The organism is Acinetobacter sp. 24-47-67, assembly GCF_056779735.1.
Genome location: NZ_JBWYIK010000007.1, coordinates 95,996 through 114,123 on the forward strand (window position 1 = coordinate 95,996; position 18,128 = coordinate 114,123).

Genomic DNA, 18,128 nt, shown 5'->3' on the forward strand with positions numbered 1-18,128 from the left:
TATCAATTGTGAATATTTGATGACAAAACAATCAATTTATTCTATTTTTCAACTAACCATGCATTCATTTGACGAAGCTCATTTTCATTCAATTGTCCCACAGAAGCCTTCAACCTCAACACATTCAACACATAATCATATTGAGCATTCACAAAATCTAATCGCGTTGCAAAAGCATTTCTTTGCGCAAGCAACACATCAACCATACTTTTAAGCCCTTCATCATACTGAGCTTGGGATGCTTTCGCGACTAATGCTGAAGAATCCATGGCAGCTTTGCGCGCTTGCAATGTAGCACTATCCATATCAATTTGTAGGTAAGATTTTTTAGCATCTGTGGTTGCTTTACGTATCGCAGCTTCTAATTGGCGTTCCGACTTTTCAACATTTTTTGTCGCTTTATCAATATTAATTTTAGTTCGCCCACCGGTATAGGCATTCCAGTTCATTTCTACACCCACCTGATCGAACTGTCCATCACTCGATATAGCTGTTTGTGGTGACTGTTCACTATATCCATAAGTGGCTACGGCTTCGACTTGAGGATAAAGCGCCGCTTGCTCTACACGTCGCTGATCATTGGCATATTGACGTTGCAAACGCGCTTGTAGAATTTCAAGATTCTGTTCTTGAGCTAATTTAGTCCATTCACTCATGATATTCGGTACAGGCTTTTGATACTCGAAATCATCACTTAAAACAGCGAGCTTTTCTTGGTAAGGTCCAATCAACTGAGCAAGTTGCTCTTGTGCCAAGATTAATTGAACACCTGTCGCAATTCGATTTGCTCGCGCATTTTGATATTGTGCATTCGCTTCGCTCACATCGCTTTCAGCAACTAAACCTTCTTTGAGTTTGGCATTCATCATATTGAGCTGCTCGAATAATGCTTTTTCTTCTTGAGCGTTAGTGAGCGTTAAAGCCTGTTGACGTAGTACATTAAAATAAGCTTCAGAGACATTTAATATATGTTGTTGCTGTTGCTGTTTTAAAGTGACTTCACTCAGTTGAACTGAGGTTTTTACCTGTTTATATCCCTGCCAAGCATCCATTCTGAAAATGGGTTGTCGTGCAGTAATCGCAATTTGACGAGTGGTCGATGTCGATGCCAACAGGTCAGAACTATTAAAAAAAGGATTCGATTCTGTACTTGAATGATTTACATCTTGGTTTTTACGCGTCACATTTCCTGAAACAGTTACTGTCGGCAGCAAATTACCTTTTGCTAAACCTATATTTAACTGATCAGCCTCATACTGCAAAACGTTGGCTTGCCAATTTGGATCGGTTTGCTTTGCTCGCTCATAGGCTTCAACGAGGTTCAATGCAAAGCTCATCGGGCTAAGCGCAATTAAACTGACTGCAAGTAGAGTTTTTTTCATGATAATGACTTCACAGTACCTTAAGCATTTGAATAACAAGTAATTAGAATAGGATGTTGCAAATATAATCTTTAATCGAACTTTTTACGTATCAATTTTATTATTTTTTCATTTAATCCGGAGAATTATTTTGAATTATGCGCATTGATGTATGTTTTTCATACATTATTTTAACGCTTGATTGCGAAGCAACTACAATAAATTTCACTGTACGGTTTTAAAATAAGTGAAAATCTATTTGCGCCTCATTTCACACTTTAACTGTATTTTGATATCTCAATGAAGTCATTTTTGCACACGTTTAAGCCTATTCGTCAATTATTGACTCTTATAGTCGTAAGTCTTGGCTTAACTGCGTGTCAAAAACCGATTTCCGAAGAAATACCTACTGAATCTCCAAACCCAACCCAAAACCAGAACACCACACCTGATCTCAACCTCATTTGTCAAAAACTCAAAAAAGAAATGCTCGGGATAACTGCTCAACGGACTACATTCGCCATTGAGCAAATCAATCAAGATATTCGACTTTGTCTTCCCTTAATGCCATTTCAGGAACAGAAAGAATTGATTGGTTTGGCAGACATCATGTATAGAAATTTCTTAAGTTTAGATCGATCACCTGAACAGCAGAAAGCTTTTGATTTATATGCTCATGACCAGTCGCAATTTCCGACGATTCAACAATCACAAATTGAAAAATTACATCCACGAGATCAATATTTACTTCGGCATAAGGGTCAAGCGTATATTGATCTCGTCGATATTAACCACCAAGCAACCTATCAAAGAAACCCATATTATTTAGCACGAGTATTTGCCCCCTATTTCCCTGAGGCAGAACAAGCATTTATGCAAGAACTTGCTGAACAAAATCAGCAAGCACAATTTGAAGATCCTCATTTTCATCTTGAAGCACAAGAGATTTCTAGACGTGCCCAGTATTGGGAAAATTATCTAAAAAAATACCCTCAAAGCAGTTTCCGTTTAGATGCAGAGTACCTTTATCATTTTTATTCAAATCTATTATTTAAAGGTCTCAAACATGATCCTGTTTCTCATGATTTTGAAGGACGTGTTGAAATTGCACCCGATGCTTTAGCTGAAATCGAACAACTCGCAAATATGAAAAATAGTCGTTTAGCAGATCAAGCGAGACTTTTCTTAAAATTTATCGAACTGGATTCACAACAAAAAAGTAAATTAACTTCAAATCAGACTGATCAAAATCCGCAAGTTCTTATACAGCTAAGTCACTATTTAAACTTAAAAACTGTTGATCTTGAAAATCGTCGTAATTGCTTTAAAGACGCAATTTGTTATGCATCATAGTCTGATGACTTTAATCTGACTTTATATGTTAATATTTTGGCATCGCTTGACGGAGCGCGAGTAATAACTCGCTGAGATCACCTAAAACATTGTTTTGATGGTGAGTACCGTTGAACCTGATCAGGTTAATACCTGCGTAGGAATCAAGCCATCTAAAAACTTTGTTCTAGGTTATTCATTCAGGATAATTCCGCCACCGTTTTTGGTCGTGCTTGATTCGTTGATGTCATTCATAAGGATCATTGCAATGAACCAATTAACGAATCTTTCAAATACAGATCTCTCTGCTCAACATGAGCAAGATGCTCAAGATCTCACCCGCATTTTACCAGCGTCAAAAAAAGTCTATGTTCAAGGTTCTCGTCCAGATATTCGCGTACCCATGCGTGAAATTGCACTCTCCGATACACCAACGGGCTTAGGCGGTGAGTATAATCCTGCCATTTTGGTGTATGACACTTCAGGTGTTTATACCGACCCTGAGATTCAAATTGATTTAAATCGAGGCCTACCAAACCTCAGAGATACATGGATTGAAGAGCGCGCAGATACAGAACAACTCGCGACATTAAGCTCAAAATTTGGGCGAGAACGTCTTCAAGATATTCGTACAGCTGGCATTCGTTTCGCACATATCCAGAAACCTCGTCGAGCTAAACCAGGACATAACGTCACGCAAATGCATTATGCTAAGCAGGGTATTATCACGCCTGAAATGGAATACATTGCGATTCGAGAAAACCAAAAGCAACGCGAAGGTGTGGATATTCGCCAACATGTTGGTCAAAACTTTGGTGCAAAAAATTTATTAGAAATTACACCTGAATTTGTACGCCAAGAAGTCGCTGCAGGTCGTGCCATTATTCCTGCCAATATCAATCACCCTGAACTCGAACCGATGATTATCGGACGCAATTTCCTAGTGAAAATTAATGCCAATATTGGCAACTCAGCACTGGGTTCATCCATTGATGAAGAAGTGGCAAAAATGACATGGGCAACACGTTGGGGTGCTGACACCATCATGGATTTGTCTACTGGTAAAAATATTCATGAAACACGCGAGTGGATTATTCGTAACTCCCCTGTACCTATTGGAACTGTTCCGATTTATCAAGCATTAGAAAAGGTGGATGGAATAGCAGAAGATCTTACATGGGAAATTTTTAAAGACACTTTAATCGAACAAGCTGAGCAAGGGGTTGATTACTTCACGATTCATGCTGGTGTTTTATTGCGCTATGTTCCTCTCACAGCCAATCGCTTAACGGGCATCGTTTCACGCGGTGGTTCAATCATGGCGCAGTGGTGTCTTGCACATCATAAAGAAAATTTCTTATACACCCATTTTGATGAAATCTGCGAGATCATGAAAGCCTATGATGTCTCATTCAGCTTAGGTGATGGTTTGCGCCCTGGGTGCATTCAAGATGCCAATGACGAAGCCCAATTTTCCGAACTACGTACATTAGGAGAATTAACCCATCGAGCTTGGGAACACGATGTGCAAGTCATGATTGAAGGTCCTGGTCATGTTCCTATGCATATGATTAAAGAAAATATGGATTTACAACTTGAGGTTTGCAAAGAAGCACCTTTTTATACATTAGGACCATTAACAACAGATATTGCACCTGGTTATGATCATATTACTTCAGCAATTGGTGCAGCCATGATCGGTTGGTATGGAACAGCGATGCTTTGTTACGTAACACCTAAAGAGCATTTAGGTCTACCCAATAAAAAGGACGTCAAAGATGGCATTATCACCTATAAAATTGCAGCACATGCTGCAGACCTCGCCAAAGGACACCCAGGTGCTCAAGTCCGTGATAATGCGCTTTCAAAAGCACGTTTTGAGTTTCGTTGGGAAGATCAATTTAACTTAAGTTTAGATCCTGATACGGCACGTAGTATGCATGATGAAACCATGCCTAAAGAGGCACATAAATCAGCGCATTTCTGTTCGATGTGTGGACCTAAATTTTGCTCAATGAAGATTACCCAAAATGTGCGTGAATACGCTCAAAATCAGCAGTCTGATAACCTAGATCTCAAGTTAAATCAAGAGATTGAATCAGGTCTCAACGCCATGAAAAATAAGTATCATAAGCAAGGACAAAAGTTGTATCAGAAGCTGTAAAAATTAAAAAATCTGTTTTTCTTTAATGCAATCTCAGTTAGGATGAAATAAATTTTTGTCCTAACGTATACGAATGAAAATTCTTGAAAAAGCCACCTACAATAATAAAGATTTTAAGGTCCATTCTCGCGAATCCCTTTATCAAGGATTCATTCGTATAGAGAAAGTGAGCATCACACATCGTTTATTTGGTGAGAATACTTATACCCCAACAATTCATCGTGAATTAGTGCATCGAAAAGAAGCTGCTGGTGTACTCATCTACAATGATGCACTCAAGCGCTTTGCACTGATTGAACAATTCCGAATTGGTGCAATCGATGATCCTATCTCCCCATGGCAACTAGAAATCATTGCAGGCGTATTAGATGGCGATGAATCACCTGAAACATGCATTCAGCGTGAGAGTTTAGAAGAGTCTGGTTGTGAAATTCGTAATCTGGAACATTTATTTACCTTCTACCCTTCTGCTGGTGCGTGCGATGAAGTTTTTCATTTGTATGTTGCAGAAGCAGATCTTCCTGAGCAAGGTGGTATTCATGGTATGCCAGATGAAGGTGAGAATATCCAACTGCATATCTTAGCTTATTCAGATCTTGAACAATTATTGGCATCCAAACGATTGTGTAATGCACCTGTCATCATGGCTCTGCAATGGCTCAAACAGCACATTGCCACTACCTCTATAGCGCTGAGGTAATTTATGACGCCTTTAATCAAACAGAATAAAAATGATCAGCTCATTATCCAAATTACCGATACTCATCTCATGGATCATCCTGACACGCCGTTTGTTCAGATAAATCCTGAACAAAGTTTTCATGCAGTGATCAATGATATTTTAAATCGCTATCAAGACATTGATGCGATTATTCATACAGGTGACTTGGCACAGGTACCACATGAGGCAACTTATCACCGATATTTGAGTTTCATGAAAAATTTGAATATTCCGTTTTATCAAATTCCAGGCAATCATGATGATGCCGAATATTTTCCTTTTGCAGCGCCTGATCCTATACCGGCCGTGTTAACTTTCGAAACGTGGAAAATCGTCCTATTAAATAGTGCTGTGCCCCACAAAGTAGATGGTTGGATTAAAGCAGAACAATTGAATCATTTATCAATGATTCTTCAGGAAACACAGCAGCATCCTGTCATTTTGGCGTGTCATCATCACCCACTTGAAATGAAGTCCAAGTGGATTGATCGACACATCTTAAAAAATTCAGATCAATTGACACAGATCATGGCAGAGTATCAACACATTCAAGCAGTGATCTTTGGACATGTGCACCAAGATTCGTTGAATGTTTGGAAAAATATTCAATTTTTGTCAACGCCCTCTACCTCCGTTCAGTTTAAACCAAAGACTGAAGATTTTGCCTTTGATGACCTTGCACCAGGCTATCGCAGCCTACTACTGAAAACTGACGGTAGCTTTGAAACACGTGTTCATCGCCTACAAAATTTCGCGCAAAATATTAATAAAGAAATTTCAGGTTATTAGCTTTTCTTTTAAAGTGTTTTGGATTAAGTTATCTGTCCGAATGGAATCTGAACAGTCCAAAACAGATATTCATAGCTTTCATCTTTGATAAAAAATCTATATGATGACGCCCCCGATAGCAACAATCTATCGGAAGCGATAAAAACACTTGCATATCACCATATTTTTTGCGTACGCAAACACGCATATGATGAGGAATGCCCTTTATGGCGAATGACAACCAAAATCAAGTCTTGGAAGAAAACAACGTAGTTGCTGAAAAAGTAAAACGCGTGCGTAAGACCAAGCCAAAGACTTCCGAAGGCGGTACTACAGCGAGTCTATTTGGCATCGAGCCTTATCAGCCGAAAAAAAATGAAGAATACATGTCTGAAGGTCAACTTGAGCATTTCCGTCAAATTTTATTGGCATGGAAAGACGAGTTAATGTCAGAAGTGGATCGAACATTAAATACAATGCAAGATGAAAATACTGCATTGCCTGATGTAAATGACCGTGCAACGCAAGAAGAAGAGTTTGCGATTGAGCTTCGTACTCGTGACCGTGAACGCAAGTTAATTCGCAAAATTGAACAATCTATCGAAGCAATCAAAAATGATGACTATGGTTTCTGTGAAACCTGTGGAATCGAAATTGGCTTACGTCGTTTAGAGGCTCGTCCAACAGCGACGCTTTGCATTGATTGCAAAACTTTAGCTGAAATTAAAGAGAAACAAAATAACGGTTAATCATGTTATTTAATAATCCTTCCCTAACCCCTCCTTTGATAAAGGAGGGGGACAACAGGATGGCTTATGTGGGCCGGTTTGCGCCATCGCCAACCGGCCCTCTTCATTTTGGATCACTCATTACAGCTGTTGCAAGCTATTGTGAAGCAAGATCTCATGCAGGCAAATGGGTTGTACGAATTGAAGATACAGACATCCCTCGCATATATCCTGGTAGTGAAGAACATATCTTGTCATGTATTGAAGCTTTCGGTTTCGAGTTTGATGACGAAATTATCTTTCAAAAAGACCGTTTAAACATCTATGAATCGGTCTTAAATGATCTTCAGCAACGTGACCTCACCTATGCCTGCCAATGTACACGCAAAATCTTAGGCTCTAATCATATCTATAGCGGTACTTGCCGCGATTTAAAACTACCACACGATCAACAAGCCATTCGGGTTAAAACATCAGACGAGTTGATTTGTTTTGAGGATCTTTTACAAGGTCAGCATTGCTCTAATTTGACCAATGAATTAGGAGATTTTGTTCTTAAACGTCGCGACGGTATTATTAATTATCAGCTCGCCGTGGTTGTGGATGATTATCTACAAGGAATGACTCATGTTGTGCGTGGTGCTGATTTGCTGGATAACACTGAACGACAAATTTGGTTAGGGCGATTATTGGGCTACCCTGAACTTCAGTATATGCATTTGCCCCTAGCAATGAATAAAGATGGTACAAAGCTTTCTAAGCAAAATTTAGCTGTAGCACTTGATCTCACCCAAGCCCCCCAACTCTTGAACAAAGCTATTCATGCATTAGGACAAGATCCAGTTGATCTAGATCAACCAAATCGCATGCTTCTACAGGCAATTCAACAATGGGATCGTAAGAAAATTCCAGTTGGCACCACAATACAAGATGTTTTTGAATAGTGTCCATACAGAATCATGCTTGTTATTCAGCTGAAAATGTTTTTGAATTCCATTTAGATAGATTAATCAGGAGTTCATTATGTTTTTTATTTTTGGGGTAGGACCTAAAACCATCAAAACGGAAAAGGGGCAATTTCTATGCCCAGTCTGTCGTACACATAGCAATTATGAAATTAAACAACAACGCAATTATTTTTCTTTATTTTTTATTCCATTGATTCCACTATCAAAACCCAAATCTGGTCAAGTCACCTGTTTAAACTGTGGCACACATATGCCAACAATGGTGTTGCAGCAAAATAGTACTCCACCATCATCAGATTTGAATGCTTAAGATACAATCGTGTATTTTAAAAGCTAGATACTTCCTTAGCCTGATTCTTTTCTTGGGTTGTTGCTTCAATTTTCAGCATTAAACTGACCATGACAGCACACATAATCAGAGATGAACCACCATAACTAATAAATGGTAAAGTTAAACCTTTTGTTGGGAGCAGCCCCATATTCATGCCAGCATTTACCATAATTTGCAGAACAAAAATAATGCTAATCCCGTAAGCCAAATAACCCGCTCTCAAAAATTGATGCTGAATGGCACGATGCCCAATTCGAATACACGCACCCACCATAAGAAATGACAGTGCGAGAACAACCGTAATACCCATGAAACCGAACTCTTCTGCCAAAATAGCCAACATAAAGTCCGTATGCGCCTCAGGGAGATAAGACATTTTTTGAATACTATGGCCTAAGCCTACCCCTAACCATTCACCACGTCCAAAGGCCATAAGCGCATTTGAAAGCTGATAACCAGAACCTAAAGGATCTGCCCATGGATTGGTAAAAGACATTAAACGCTCGAAACGATAAGGCTCGAACACAACCAGCACTACAAATGCCATGATAATGGCACCCAATGCAATACCAAACTGGATTAGTGGCGCACCTGCAAGAAAGAACACCCCTAACATCGTTAAGGCAACCACTACCGTTGCACCTAAGTCAGGTTCAGCAATAATCAAACCAACTGTACATAGCATTACTGTTGCTAATCGTGCCAGCCCTTTCACATTATTCCGCACTTCTTCTGCCCGACGGACAACATAATCTGCAGTAAAAATAGCCATCATCACTTTCGCAGCTTCAGTAGGCTGGAAGGTAAATCCTGCGATTCGAATCCAACGCGTCGAACCGTTCACTTCCGAACCGACTAATAACACCGCGACAAGCAATGCCATAGTCATCATCCATAACGGAAATGTGTTCTTAAACCAGGTATTTAACGAAACACGATAAACTAAAATTGCTGCGACAAACGCAACCACGATGGATATGGCATGGCGGATGACATAGTGGAATGGATTTTCATGCAATCTTTCTGCGTAAGGCATAGAAGCTGAACCAACCATCACCGTTCCAATACAGAGCAGTGCAATCACACAAAAAATTAGAACATTCCTTGATGTAATTTCACTTGGAATACGTGGTAACCAACGTTGGTAAATTTTATTCACTTTATCAATCGTTGTCTGAGCTGACTCAGCCATATCTTCGTCCTTATTGTTCTTCGTGCAGCGCATTCACACAAGCAACAAATTGATGTCCGCGTTGTGGATAGCCAGTAAACATATCAAAACTTGCACATGCCGGCGAAAGCAATACCACATCATGTTGCTGTGTATTTGCTTGACATAATTTTACTGCTTCTTCTAATGATGTAGCGTGAAGAATTGTGGTTGTGCCTTGAATTGCTTGTTCAATCACTGGCGCATCTTCACCAATGAGTACCGCGAGTTTTGCAAATTCCGTTAATGATTTTCTTAAAGCAGTAAAATCTTGCCCTTTACCTTGACCACCTAAAATGATGGCAACTTTAGCTTTCTGTACTGCGATCGCCGCACCTAAGCCGTCTAATGCTGCTAAGGTTGCCCCAATATTTGTACCTTTTGAGTCGTTATAATAACGAACACCTTGCACTTCTTTGACAAATTCGCAGCGATGTTCCAACCCCTTGAAGGTTTTCAAAGTTTCCAGCATGACCTCTAATGGTAGACCTATCGCTTCACCTAAAGCTAAACACGCAAGTGCATTTGCGACATTGTGTGTCCCTTGAATATACATCTCAGAACTTTTCAATAAACGTTCACGCCCCCTTGCTAGCCACATCGTGCCATCAGTATCTCTGAGTACACCATACTGATTCATATCTGGTGCATTGAGCCCAAAACTCTGCATTGGCGTTGCATCAGGTACTAAGGGACGTGTCAAAGAGTCATCCCGATTGAAGACCACTTTCTTGACACCTTGAAAAATACGATGTTTGGCCGTGTGATATCCCATCATATCGCCATGACGATCGAGATGGTCTTCGCTCATATTTAAGACGACAGCAACTTCAGCATTTAAGTTCGATGTAGTTTCTAATTGGAAACTGGATAGTTCTAAGATATATAGCTCTGGATCATCTTTGGTTAAATCTAAGGCTGGACGTCCTAAATTCCCCCCTACAGCGACTTTTTTGCCTGCATCTTTCGCCATTAAGCCGATCAAGGTGGTCACTGTACTTTTTGCATTAGAACCTGTTATTGCAACAATAGGCTTTTCAGTCGCACGTCTTAAAATTTGAATTTCACTGACAACAGGAATGCCTTGTGCAAGCGCTGTTTGAATCACTGGCAGTTTAGGATCAAGCCCTGGACTGATAATAATTTCCTCAGCAGACAACAACATTTCTTCGTCAAATTTCCCAAAGCTAGTTTGGACTTCAGGTGGAATTTGATCATGTCCAGGTGGAGAGGTCCTCGAATCTGTTACTGCAACGTGATAGCCTTTTTCATGTAGAAAATTTACCGCAGCAACACCCGAAATTCCGAGTCCTGCGACAACTTTTAATCCACCACGCTGTATTAACATTTCTGCCCCATATTTTAGTCTAATTAGAAACTGCCGAAATGTTAGCACTTTGCTGCTTTGAATGCTTTTTTTGATTTCATAATCTTGACATTATTTTGTGTCCATGCGTAAAAAAACCGCCAATTTAGGCGGTTCTTTTATTGAAGTAAACTACTTCCATTTCACAGCTTGAGGGTTTAACTTGGGTGTTTCCTTGTCTGAAACAGGACAAGCGCAATTTCCGCCACAACCAGCAGTCATTTTGGGTTTAAGCCACTTTGATAGTGCCTTCCACCCTTTTCTTTCCGTGGCATCTGACAGTTTCATAAAGGCTGAATTTGACGTCTGTGGAAAAACCTTTTTGAATACGACCAATGCACTCCAAAGGACCAATGCCGTAATAATTAGAATTTCAATCATCTCAGTCTCCTCAACTCTTCAGATTTAAGCTAACACGCTGGTCGCGACTTGATAGGTTAAAAACGACATAAAATACGCTAAACCAAATAAATAGACGGTCATAAAGCCAACTGTCTTCCAAGAACCTGTTTCGCGTTTCACTGTCGCTAATGTCGCCAAACAATGTGGTGCATAAATGAACCAGACCAAAAGTGATAATCCTGTTGCTAAAGACCAGCCCAAATCCCCACCACTACTAATCAGTGATGCCAAGCCTTCCGACATCGCATCCTCATCAACAGCAGACAAAGCATACACGGTGCCTAAAGCAGCAACGACAACTTCACGCGCAGCCATGGCTGGAATTAAAGCAATACAAATCTGCCAATTAAAGCCTAATGGCGCAAAGATTGGTTGCATCAAATGACCTAACATCCCCGCAAATGAATAATCAATCGCAGGTAATGTTGCACCCTCTGGTGGTTGTGGGAATGTGCACAAGAACCATAATAAAATAGAAAGCGCAAAGATGATTCCACCGACTCGCTTCAAAAAGATTTTTGCTCGATCAAGCAAGCCAATCCACACGTTTTTCAAATCTGGAAAACGATAGCTTGGAAGTTCCATCAATAACATATGTTGAGATTTATCTTTTTGGAAAAACTTCAACACAAACGATACGATCAGTGCACTCACAATCCCTGCCATATATAGACCGAACAGCACTAAACCTTGAAGGTTAAATAGTCCCCAAACCGTTTGAGAAGGCACAAAAGCTGCAATCAACAACGCATAGACGGGTAAACGAGCTGAACAAGTCATCAATGGCGCAACAAAGATCGTGGTCAAACGGTCTCTTGGATCACTAATAGTCCGTGATGCCATGATTCCAGGAATTGCACACGCAAAACTCGACAGTAATGGAATAAATGCACGTCCCGAAAGACCTGCTTTATACATCAACTTATCAAGTAAGAATGCCGCTCGGGGTAAATAACCTGATTCTTCAAGCACCAAGATAAAGAAGAATAAGATGAGAATCTGAGGCAAAAAGACAACTACACCACCTGCACCCGCGATAATTCCATCAACCACTAAACTATTGAGTAATGGATGTGCAATATTCTCACCAACGACTTCACCCAACCAGCCAAAGAACGTCTCAATACCATCCATGAAGGGTGCCGCCCAAGCAAAAACTGCTTGGAAAATGATGAACATCATCACCGCTAAACTGAATAGACCAAGTACTGGGTGCAGAAAGATTTTATCGAGAAAAACTGAACGTTTATCATCAAATTCAACAAATTGAACGGCATCTTTGACAATCGCTTCAACTTTGTCGTGATCAGATCCTTTCAAACCTGTCAGCTCAGTTTGAGGAACAGCATATTTGCCATGATCTAGCGCATTCATCAGGTTTTCAATACCTGAGCGACGCACAGCAACCGTTTCTACAACTGGAATGCCTAAGCGCTCAGAAAGCTTTTGGGTGTTTATTTGCATTCCACGACGACGAGCTTCATCCATCATGTTAAGTACGAGTAGCATTGGACGACCCAATTGGATCAACTCCAAAACTAAACCAAGGTGCAACTTCAGATTGGTTGCATCAACAACGCATAAAAATGCATCTTGATGACCTTCTTCCGCAATTTTCCCATAAACAACATCACGGGTGATTTCTTCATCTGGACTAGTTGCGTCTAAACTATACGTTCCTGGCAAGTCTAAAACACGAACCGCTTTACCAGAGTTTAGCGTGAAGTGACCAATTTTTCGCTCAACGGTTACACCTGCATAGTTACCTACTTTTTGGCGTGTTCCAGTCAAATGATTGAATAATGAAGTTTTACCACAGTTAGGATTACCAACAAGGGCAACACGCAACGCATCGCTCATGCCGACACTCCTTCTATTTCAATTTTTTGTGCTTCATTTTTTCTTAAGGCAAAGCGAGTAAAACCCACTTGAATGAGAATTGGATCACCGCCAAACAGTCCTTTCGTAATGACTTGTACTTTAGTTCCGGCAACAAATCCTAGCGTTTCTAAACGACTTGCCACCATATCTGTAGAAGTACCATCTACAGTGCGATGCACTTGCGTAATGATGGCAGATTGTTTGACTTTCAAATCAGATAAACGCACCGTACCTAACCCTAAAAAATTTTGAACAGTATACATACAAATGAGAATTATTACCGCACTCTCATCAAGAATGATTCGCATCTTCTTATAACACATCGACATGCATAGAAAATTACACTACATTAGATAATCTCAATTAAATCAATCGAATTTCCCAATCGAATATCCCTATGATTAATAAGAAACCTCGAGTTCCTGCACCCATTCAAATTCCAGAACAACTTTCGTTCTTACACGGATTTCGAGATTATTTAATCGCTCAGTCTGTTAGCCCACACACCCGAAATGCCTATCTCACAGATTTAGTCCAATGCAGTACTCTGTTAATCAGCCCCATGACCTTATGGTCACATGATGATATTTCAGATGTACTGATTGAGCTCACCAAACAAGGGAAAAGTCCTCGATCAATTGCTCGCACTTTATCGGCACTTCGGTCTTTCTATAAATTTTTAAGAGAGCAAAATTTAAGAACAGATAATCCTATAGCCGCACATAAAACACCCAAGTTAGGACGAGCGTTACCTAAAGATTTATCTGAGCAAGATGTTGAATCACTCATTCAAGCACCAGATACAAACACAGCGTTAGGCTTGCGTGATCGCACGATGTTTGAAGTCCTTTATGCTTGTGGTTTACGCGTGAGCGAACTGATTAATTTAAGAATAGATCACATCAATCTCAATCAGGGTTTTTTGCGAATCTTGGGCAAGGGAAATAAAGAACGTTTAGTTCCTTTGGGGCAAATTGCTGTGGAATGGATTGAAAAATATTTAGCAGAAGCTCGCCCCCAACTCTATAAAAGTGCTACAGATTACTTATTTCTGACCCAACATGGCGGGATTATGAGCCGTCAAAACTTTTGGTATGCCATCAAACGTTATGCCCTCCAAGCAGGTATAGCGACAGAGCTATCCCCCCATACATTAAGACATGCTTTTGCAACTCACCTGCTCAATCACGGTGCAGATCTCCGAGTGGTACAAATGCTCCTCGGGCATAGTGATTTATCGACAACACAAATTTATACGCATGTTGCACAAATTCGCATGCAACAACTTCATGCTCAGCATCATCCCCGTGGCTAAGTCATCGATCTGAATTTTGTAGCACTAAGCTATAATTTACGATTTGAGAATATTTTTTGTTATGCTTAGCACAGTAAAAATAATGCTGAAAACTTTAAAAGGGTTGTTTATGTTATTTACCCGTTCGAAAATTTTATTCGCTTCTACCCTTGCAACGACGCTTTTTATCAGTGCATGCTCCAAATCTGAAGACACACAAAAATCAGATGGGACTTTAACGGCAACTGCACCAGCAACGGGCCAAGCATCAAATTTAACTGAGCGAAATGCGCAACAACGCTTGATTCAAAAGTTAGAGAAAAATTTTAAAACTGCCAATATCAATGCCAAAATTATCGACATTCAACCAACCGAAGTACCAAATCTTTACTGGGTCAATTTAGAGGGTATGACTGCGGTATACACTACTGCAGATGGTCAATATATTTTCCAAGGTGATTTACTACGTTTAGGTAATAAAAAAGTTGAAGATATTGGACAATCCTTCCAGTCGGCATTGAGTAAAGGATTACTAAGCCAGTTAAAAGCTGAAGATCTCATTATTTATCCAGCTAAATCTAAAACCAAACATATCGTTTACGTTTTTACAGATATCAGCTGCCCTTACTGCCATAAATTGCATGAACATATGGATGAAATCAATTCCAAAGGAATTGAAGTTCGTTATATCGCATGGCCACGTGGAGAACAATATTTCCCAGCAATGGAAAGTGTCTGGTGTAGTAAAGATCGTAAAATTGCATTTGATCAAGCTATTTCAGGTCAACAATTGGACAATACCAACTGTGAAAATCCTGTTAAAGATCAGTACCAAATGGGTTTAAAAATGGGTGTAAATGGAACGCCTGCAATTTACAGCTCAGAAGGTGTTTATCTTGGTGGATACATGACAGCAGATGAAATACTACGTAGCTTAAATAACTAATATTTATGAGATAAATTACTGCTTTTTATACATCAATATTTAACTCGATTGACCCTAGAGTCTGCCTCTTTTTTTAGCTATGATCTAGGTTCAATAAAATTTTACATATTTTTTGGAGTGTGACGTGAAACCAGTTCGTCTGGCAATACTCGGTCTTGGAACCGTAGGTGGTGGTGCCCTTAAACTATTACAAGAAAACGCTGCTGAAATTAGACGTCGCACCGGTCGTGAAATTCAAATTACTTATGTGGGTACTCGTCGCCCTCGCCCAGATTTAAATCTTCCTGACTCAGTTAAACAAAGTGCCGACCTTCTTGATATCGTTCGTCAACCTGATGTTGATGTTGTTGTTGAAGTCATGGGCGGTATTCACCCTGCTTATGAAGTCATCAAAGAAGCAATTGTTCATGGCAAACAAGTTGTCACTGCAAATAAGGCGCTTTTAGCTGAACATGGTAACGAATTATTTAAACTTGCTGAAGACAATGCTGTGCAGATCGCCTATGAAGCAGCTGTTGCTGGCGGTATTCCAATTATCAAAGTAATTCGTGAAGGCTTAGCTGCCAACAAAATCGATTGGCTTGCAGGCATCATTAATGGTACAGGCAACTTTATCCTAAGTGAAATGCGTGAAAAAGGACGTGCTTTTGCGGACGTTCTGAAAGAAGCGCAAGAACTTGGCTACGCTGAAGCAGATCCAACCTTTGATGTAGAAGGGATTGATGCTGCTCACAAGTTAACCATTCTTGCATCTTGTGCATTTGGTATTCCACTTCAATTTGATAAAGTTTTTACTGAAGGAATAGGCAAAGTTACTGCTCAAGATGTGAAGTACGCCGAAGATCTTGGCTTCCGTATTAAGCATTTAGGTATTGCACGTCGTGCAGAAAAAGGCATTGAACTACGTGTTCACCCAACGCTCATTCCAGATGACCAGTTGATCGCAAATGTAAACGGCGTTAAAAATGCTGTTCTCGTACAAGCGAACGCAGTCGGCCCAACTTTATATTATGGTGCTGGTGCTGGTGCTGGTCCAACTGCTTCTGCCGTAGTCGCTGACGTTGTCGATATCGTTCGTGACATTTCTTATACTGAAGACGGTGCTGGAACTATTCCACAATTAGCATTTGAAGCACTCACAGACTTACCAATTCTAAGTCGTGAAGAAATGACAACGGGTTACTACATCCGTATTAATGCTGAAGATCAAACAGGCGTACTTGCTGAAGTTACTACGATCTTGAGTCGTGCAGGAATCAGTATTGATGCCATTATGCAGCAACCTCGCTTAAAAGACCTTATTCCTATCGTGATTCTGACAGATCCTATTGTTGAATCAAAAATGGATGAAGCGCTTTCACAAATTCAAGCATTACCCGTCATCCATGGCGAAATTGTACGAATTCGTTTAGAATCGCTTGATAATTAATCATCTCGGGTAGAGGGTACTGCTGCCCTCTCCAGCTCTACACACAATTGGAACATCATCATGTCTAATGCCAATCGTTACACTGGTTTAGTTGACCGTTATCGCGACCGTTTACCAGTGTCTGCAACTACTCGTGCAATCTCCCTAGGCGAAGGTAATACACCACTGATTAAGCTTGCGAATATTCCACGTTTAATTGGCAAAAATGTTGAAATTTATGTGAAGTACGAAGGCTTAAACCCGACTGGTTCATTTAAAGACCGTGGTATGACCATGGCAGTCACTAAAGCGGTTGAAGAAGGCTCTAAAGCGATTATCTGTGCATCTACAGGTAATACCTCTGCTGCCGCTGCCGCTTATGCTGCTCGCGCTGGTATTAAAGCATTTGTTTTAATTCCAGAAGGCAAAATTGCAATGGGTAAAATGGCTCAAGCAATGATGTATGGTGCGATCACAATGCAAATTCGTGGTAACTTCGATGACGGTATGCGCCTTGTTAAAGAAGTTGCTGACCAAGCACCTGTAACTATCGTAAACTCAATCAACCCTTACCGTTTGCAAGGTCAAAAAACGATTGCATACGAAATCGTTGATGAATTAGGTCGTGCACCTGACTATCACTGCTTACCAGTAGGGAACGCAGGTAACATCACTGCACACTGGATGGGTTATACTGAAGCTGTTGCAAACCAACCTGCGGATCAATTTGAGCAAGTAATTTATGATGCTGAAACTGATCAGTTCACTGGTCCTAAACCTGAAGGTTTACCGACGATGGTTGGCTATCAAGCTTCTGGCGCAGCACCATTCTTACGTGGTGCACCTGTTCAAAACCCTGAAACTGTTGCAACAGCAATCCGTATTGGTAACCCACAAAGCTGGAACCATGCGAAAGCGGTAGTACGTGACTCTCAAGGTTGGTTTGATGAATTAACAGATGCTGAAATCTTAGAAGCTCAACGTTTGCTTTCCATGTATGAAGGTGTATTTGTTGAGCCTGCGTCTGCAGCTTCGATTGGTGGTGCAATCCGCGATATTAAAGCGGGTAAAATTGCTGAAGGTTCAGTCATCGTTTGTACTGTAACAGGTAATGGTCTTAAAGATCCTGATACTGCAATCAAACAATGTTCTGATGCTGTTATGCTTTCTATTGATGCAACAATGGATCAAGTACGCGATTCAATTTTGTCTAATATGTAAGATTGCATGATAAAAAACCCTGCAGAT

The 18,128-nt window shown here is 40.3% G+C and carries 17 protein-coding genes and 1 riboswitch; of the genes, 11 read left to right on the forward strand and 6 right to left on the reverse strand.

Annotated features, from left to right (window positions below):
* Positions 1-41: 41 nt before the first annotated feature.
* Positions 42-1,382 carry a multidrug efflux outer membrane protein AbuO gene (gene abuO / locus AC1M9K_RS09875; protein WP_481589165.1) on the reverse strand — a complete coding sequence of 447 codons (1,341 nt, stop codon included), beginning with the start codon at positions 1,380-1,382 and terminating at the stop codon, positions 42-44.
* A 279-nt stretch (positions 1,383-1,661) separates the two neighbouring features.
* On the opposite strand from abuO, the gene AC1M9K_RS09880 reads away from it, so the two are divergent.
* The 7 genes from AC1M9K_RS09880 (at position 1,662) to AC1M9K_RS09910 (ending at position 8,352) form a co-directional block, all read left to right on the forward strand.
* The gene (locus AC1M9K_RS09880) at positions 1,662-2,714 is read left to right on the forward strand and encodes a hypothetical protein (RefSeq protein ID WP_481589166.1); all 1,053 of its coding nucleotides are present in this window, start codon (positions 1,662-1,664) and stop codon (positions 2,712-2,714) included.
* Positions 2,715-2,754: 40 nt separating this feature from the next.
* Positions 2,755-2,874: riboswitch (TPP riboswitch) on the forward strand.
* A gap of 87 nt (positions 2,875-2,961) precedes the next feature.
* Positions 2,962-4,857: a phosphomethylpyrimidine synthase ThiC gene (thiC, locus tag AC1M9K_RS09885; RefSeq protein ID WP_481589167.1), complete on the forward strand. Its 1,896-nt coding sequence runs from the start codon at positions 2,962-2,964 to the stop codon at positions 4,855-4,857.
* 73 nt (positions 4,858-4,930) lie between these two features.
* Positions 4,931-5,557, forward strand: coding sequence for an NUDIX domain-containing protein (locus tag AC1M9K_RS09890; RefSeq protein WP_481589168.1), 627 nt, complete (start codon positions 4,931-4,933; stop codon positions 5,555-5,557).
* Between the two features lie 3 nt (positions 5,558-5,560).
* Complete coding sequence (gene cpdA / locus AC1M9K_RS09895; protein ID WP_481589169.1) at positions 5,561-6,367, forward strand: 3',5'-cyclic-AMP phosphodiesterase; 807 nt, start codon at positions 5,561-5,563, stop codon at positions 6,365-6,367.
* 206 nt (positions 6,368-6,573) lie between these two features.
* A complete protein-coding gene (gene dksA, locus AC1M9K_RS09900) occupies positions 6,574-7,095 on the forward strand; it encodes an RNA polymerase-binding protein DksA (RefSeq protein WP_035263919.1) in 522 nt (173 codons plus the stop codon).
* A gap of 59 nt (positions 7,096-7,154) precedes the next feature.
* On the forward strand, positions 7,155-8,018 hold the full coding sequence (gluQRS, locus tag AC1M9K_RS09905) for a tRNA glutamyl-Q(34) synthetase GluQRS (protein WP_481589170.1): 864 nt from the start codon (positions 7,155-7,157) through the stop codon (positions 8,016-8,018).
* Positions 8,019-8,097: 79 nt separating this feature from the next.
* Positions 8,098-8,352, forward strand: coding sequence for a zinc-ribbon domain-containing protein (locus tag AC1M9K_RS09910; RefSeq protein WP_481589171.1), 255 nt, complete (start codon positions 8,098-8,100; stop codon positions 8,350-8,352).
* A gap of 16 nt (positions 8,353-8,368) precedes the next feature.
* Here AC1M9K_RS09910 and ftsW read toward each other — a convergent pair whose 3' ends face one another.
* The 5 genes from ftsW to AC1M9K_RS09935 form a co-directional block, all read right to left on the reverse strand.
* Entirely contained in the window at positions 8,369-9,565 is a 1,197-nt protein-coding gene (gene ftsW, locus AC1M9K_RS09915; protein WP_481589172.1) for a putative lipid II flippase FtsW, read from the reverse strand.
* A 10-nt stretch (positions 9,566-9,575) separates the two neighbouring features.
* Entirely contained in the window at positions 9,576-10,931 is a 1,356-nt protein-coding gene (murD, locus tag AC1M9K_RS09920; protein ID WP_092767322.1) for a UDP-N-acetylmuramoyl-L-alanine--D-glutamate ligase, read from the reverse strand.
* A 150-nt stretch (positions 10,932-11,081) separates the two neighbouring features.
* A complete protein-coding gene (locus AC1M9K_RS09925; protein WP_481589173.1) occupies positions 11,082-11,330 on the reverse strand; it encodes a DUF6587 family protein in 249 nt (82 codons plus the stop codon).
* Positions 11,331-11,354: 24 nt separating this feature from the next.
* Positions 11,355-13,211 carry a ferrous iron transport protein B gene (gene feoB, locus AC1M9K_RS09930; RefSeq protein WP_092767324.1) on the reverse strand — a complete coding sequence of 619 codons (1,857 nt, stop codon included), beginning with the start codon at positions 13,209-13,211 and terminating at the stop codon, positions 11,355-11,357.
* Positions 13,208-13,459 (reverse strand): FeoA family protein, encoded by a 252-nt coding sequence (locus tag AC1M9K_RS09935; protein ID WP_035264089.1) that lies wholly within the window; start codon positions 13,457-13,459, stop codon positions 13,208-13,210. The genes feoB and AC1M9K_RS09935 overlap by 4 nt, the downstream gene beginning before the upstream one ends.
* 170 nt (positions 13,460-13,629) lie before the next feature.
* On the opposite strand from AC1M9K_RS09935, the gene xerD reads away from it, so the two are divergent.
* The 4 genes from xerD to thrC all read left to right on the forward strand — a co-directional run bounded on the left by xerD (position 13,630) and on the right by thrC (position 18,101).
* Complete coding sequence (gene xerD / locus AC1M9K_RS09940; RefSeq protein ID WP_180028167.1) at positions 13,630-14,547, forward strand: site-specific tyrosine recombinase XerD; 918 nt, start codon at positions 13,630-13,632, stop codon at positions 14,545-14,547.
* A 109-nt stretch (positions 14,548-14,656) separates the two neighbouring features.
* Positions 14,657-15,472, forward strand: coding sequence for a DsbC family protein (locus tag AC1M9K_RS09945; RefSeq protein ID WP_481589174.1), 816 nt, complete (start codon positions 14,657-14,659; stop codon positions 15,470-15,472).
* 124 nt (positions 15,473-15,596) lie between these two features.
* Entirely contained in the window at positions 15,597-16,901 is a 1,305-nt protein-coding gene (locus AC1M9K_RS09950; protein ID WP_092767329.1) for a homoserine dehydrogenase, read from the forward strand.
* Positions 16,902-16,961: 60 nt separating this feature from the next.
* The gene (gene thrC / locus AC1M9K_RS09955) at positions 16,962-18,101 is read left to right on the forward strand and encodes a threonine synthase (RefSeq protein WP_092767330.1); all 1,140 of its coding nucleotides are present in this window, start codon (positions 16,962-16,964) and stop codon (positions 18,099-18,101) included.
* Positions 18,102-18,128: the final 27 nt, after the last annotated feature.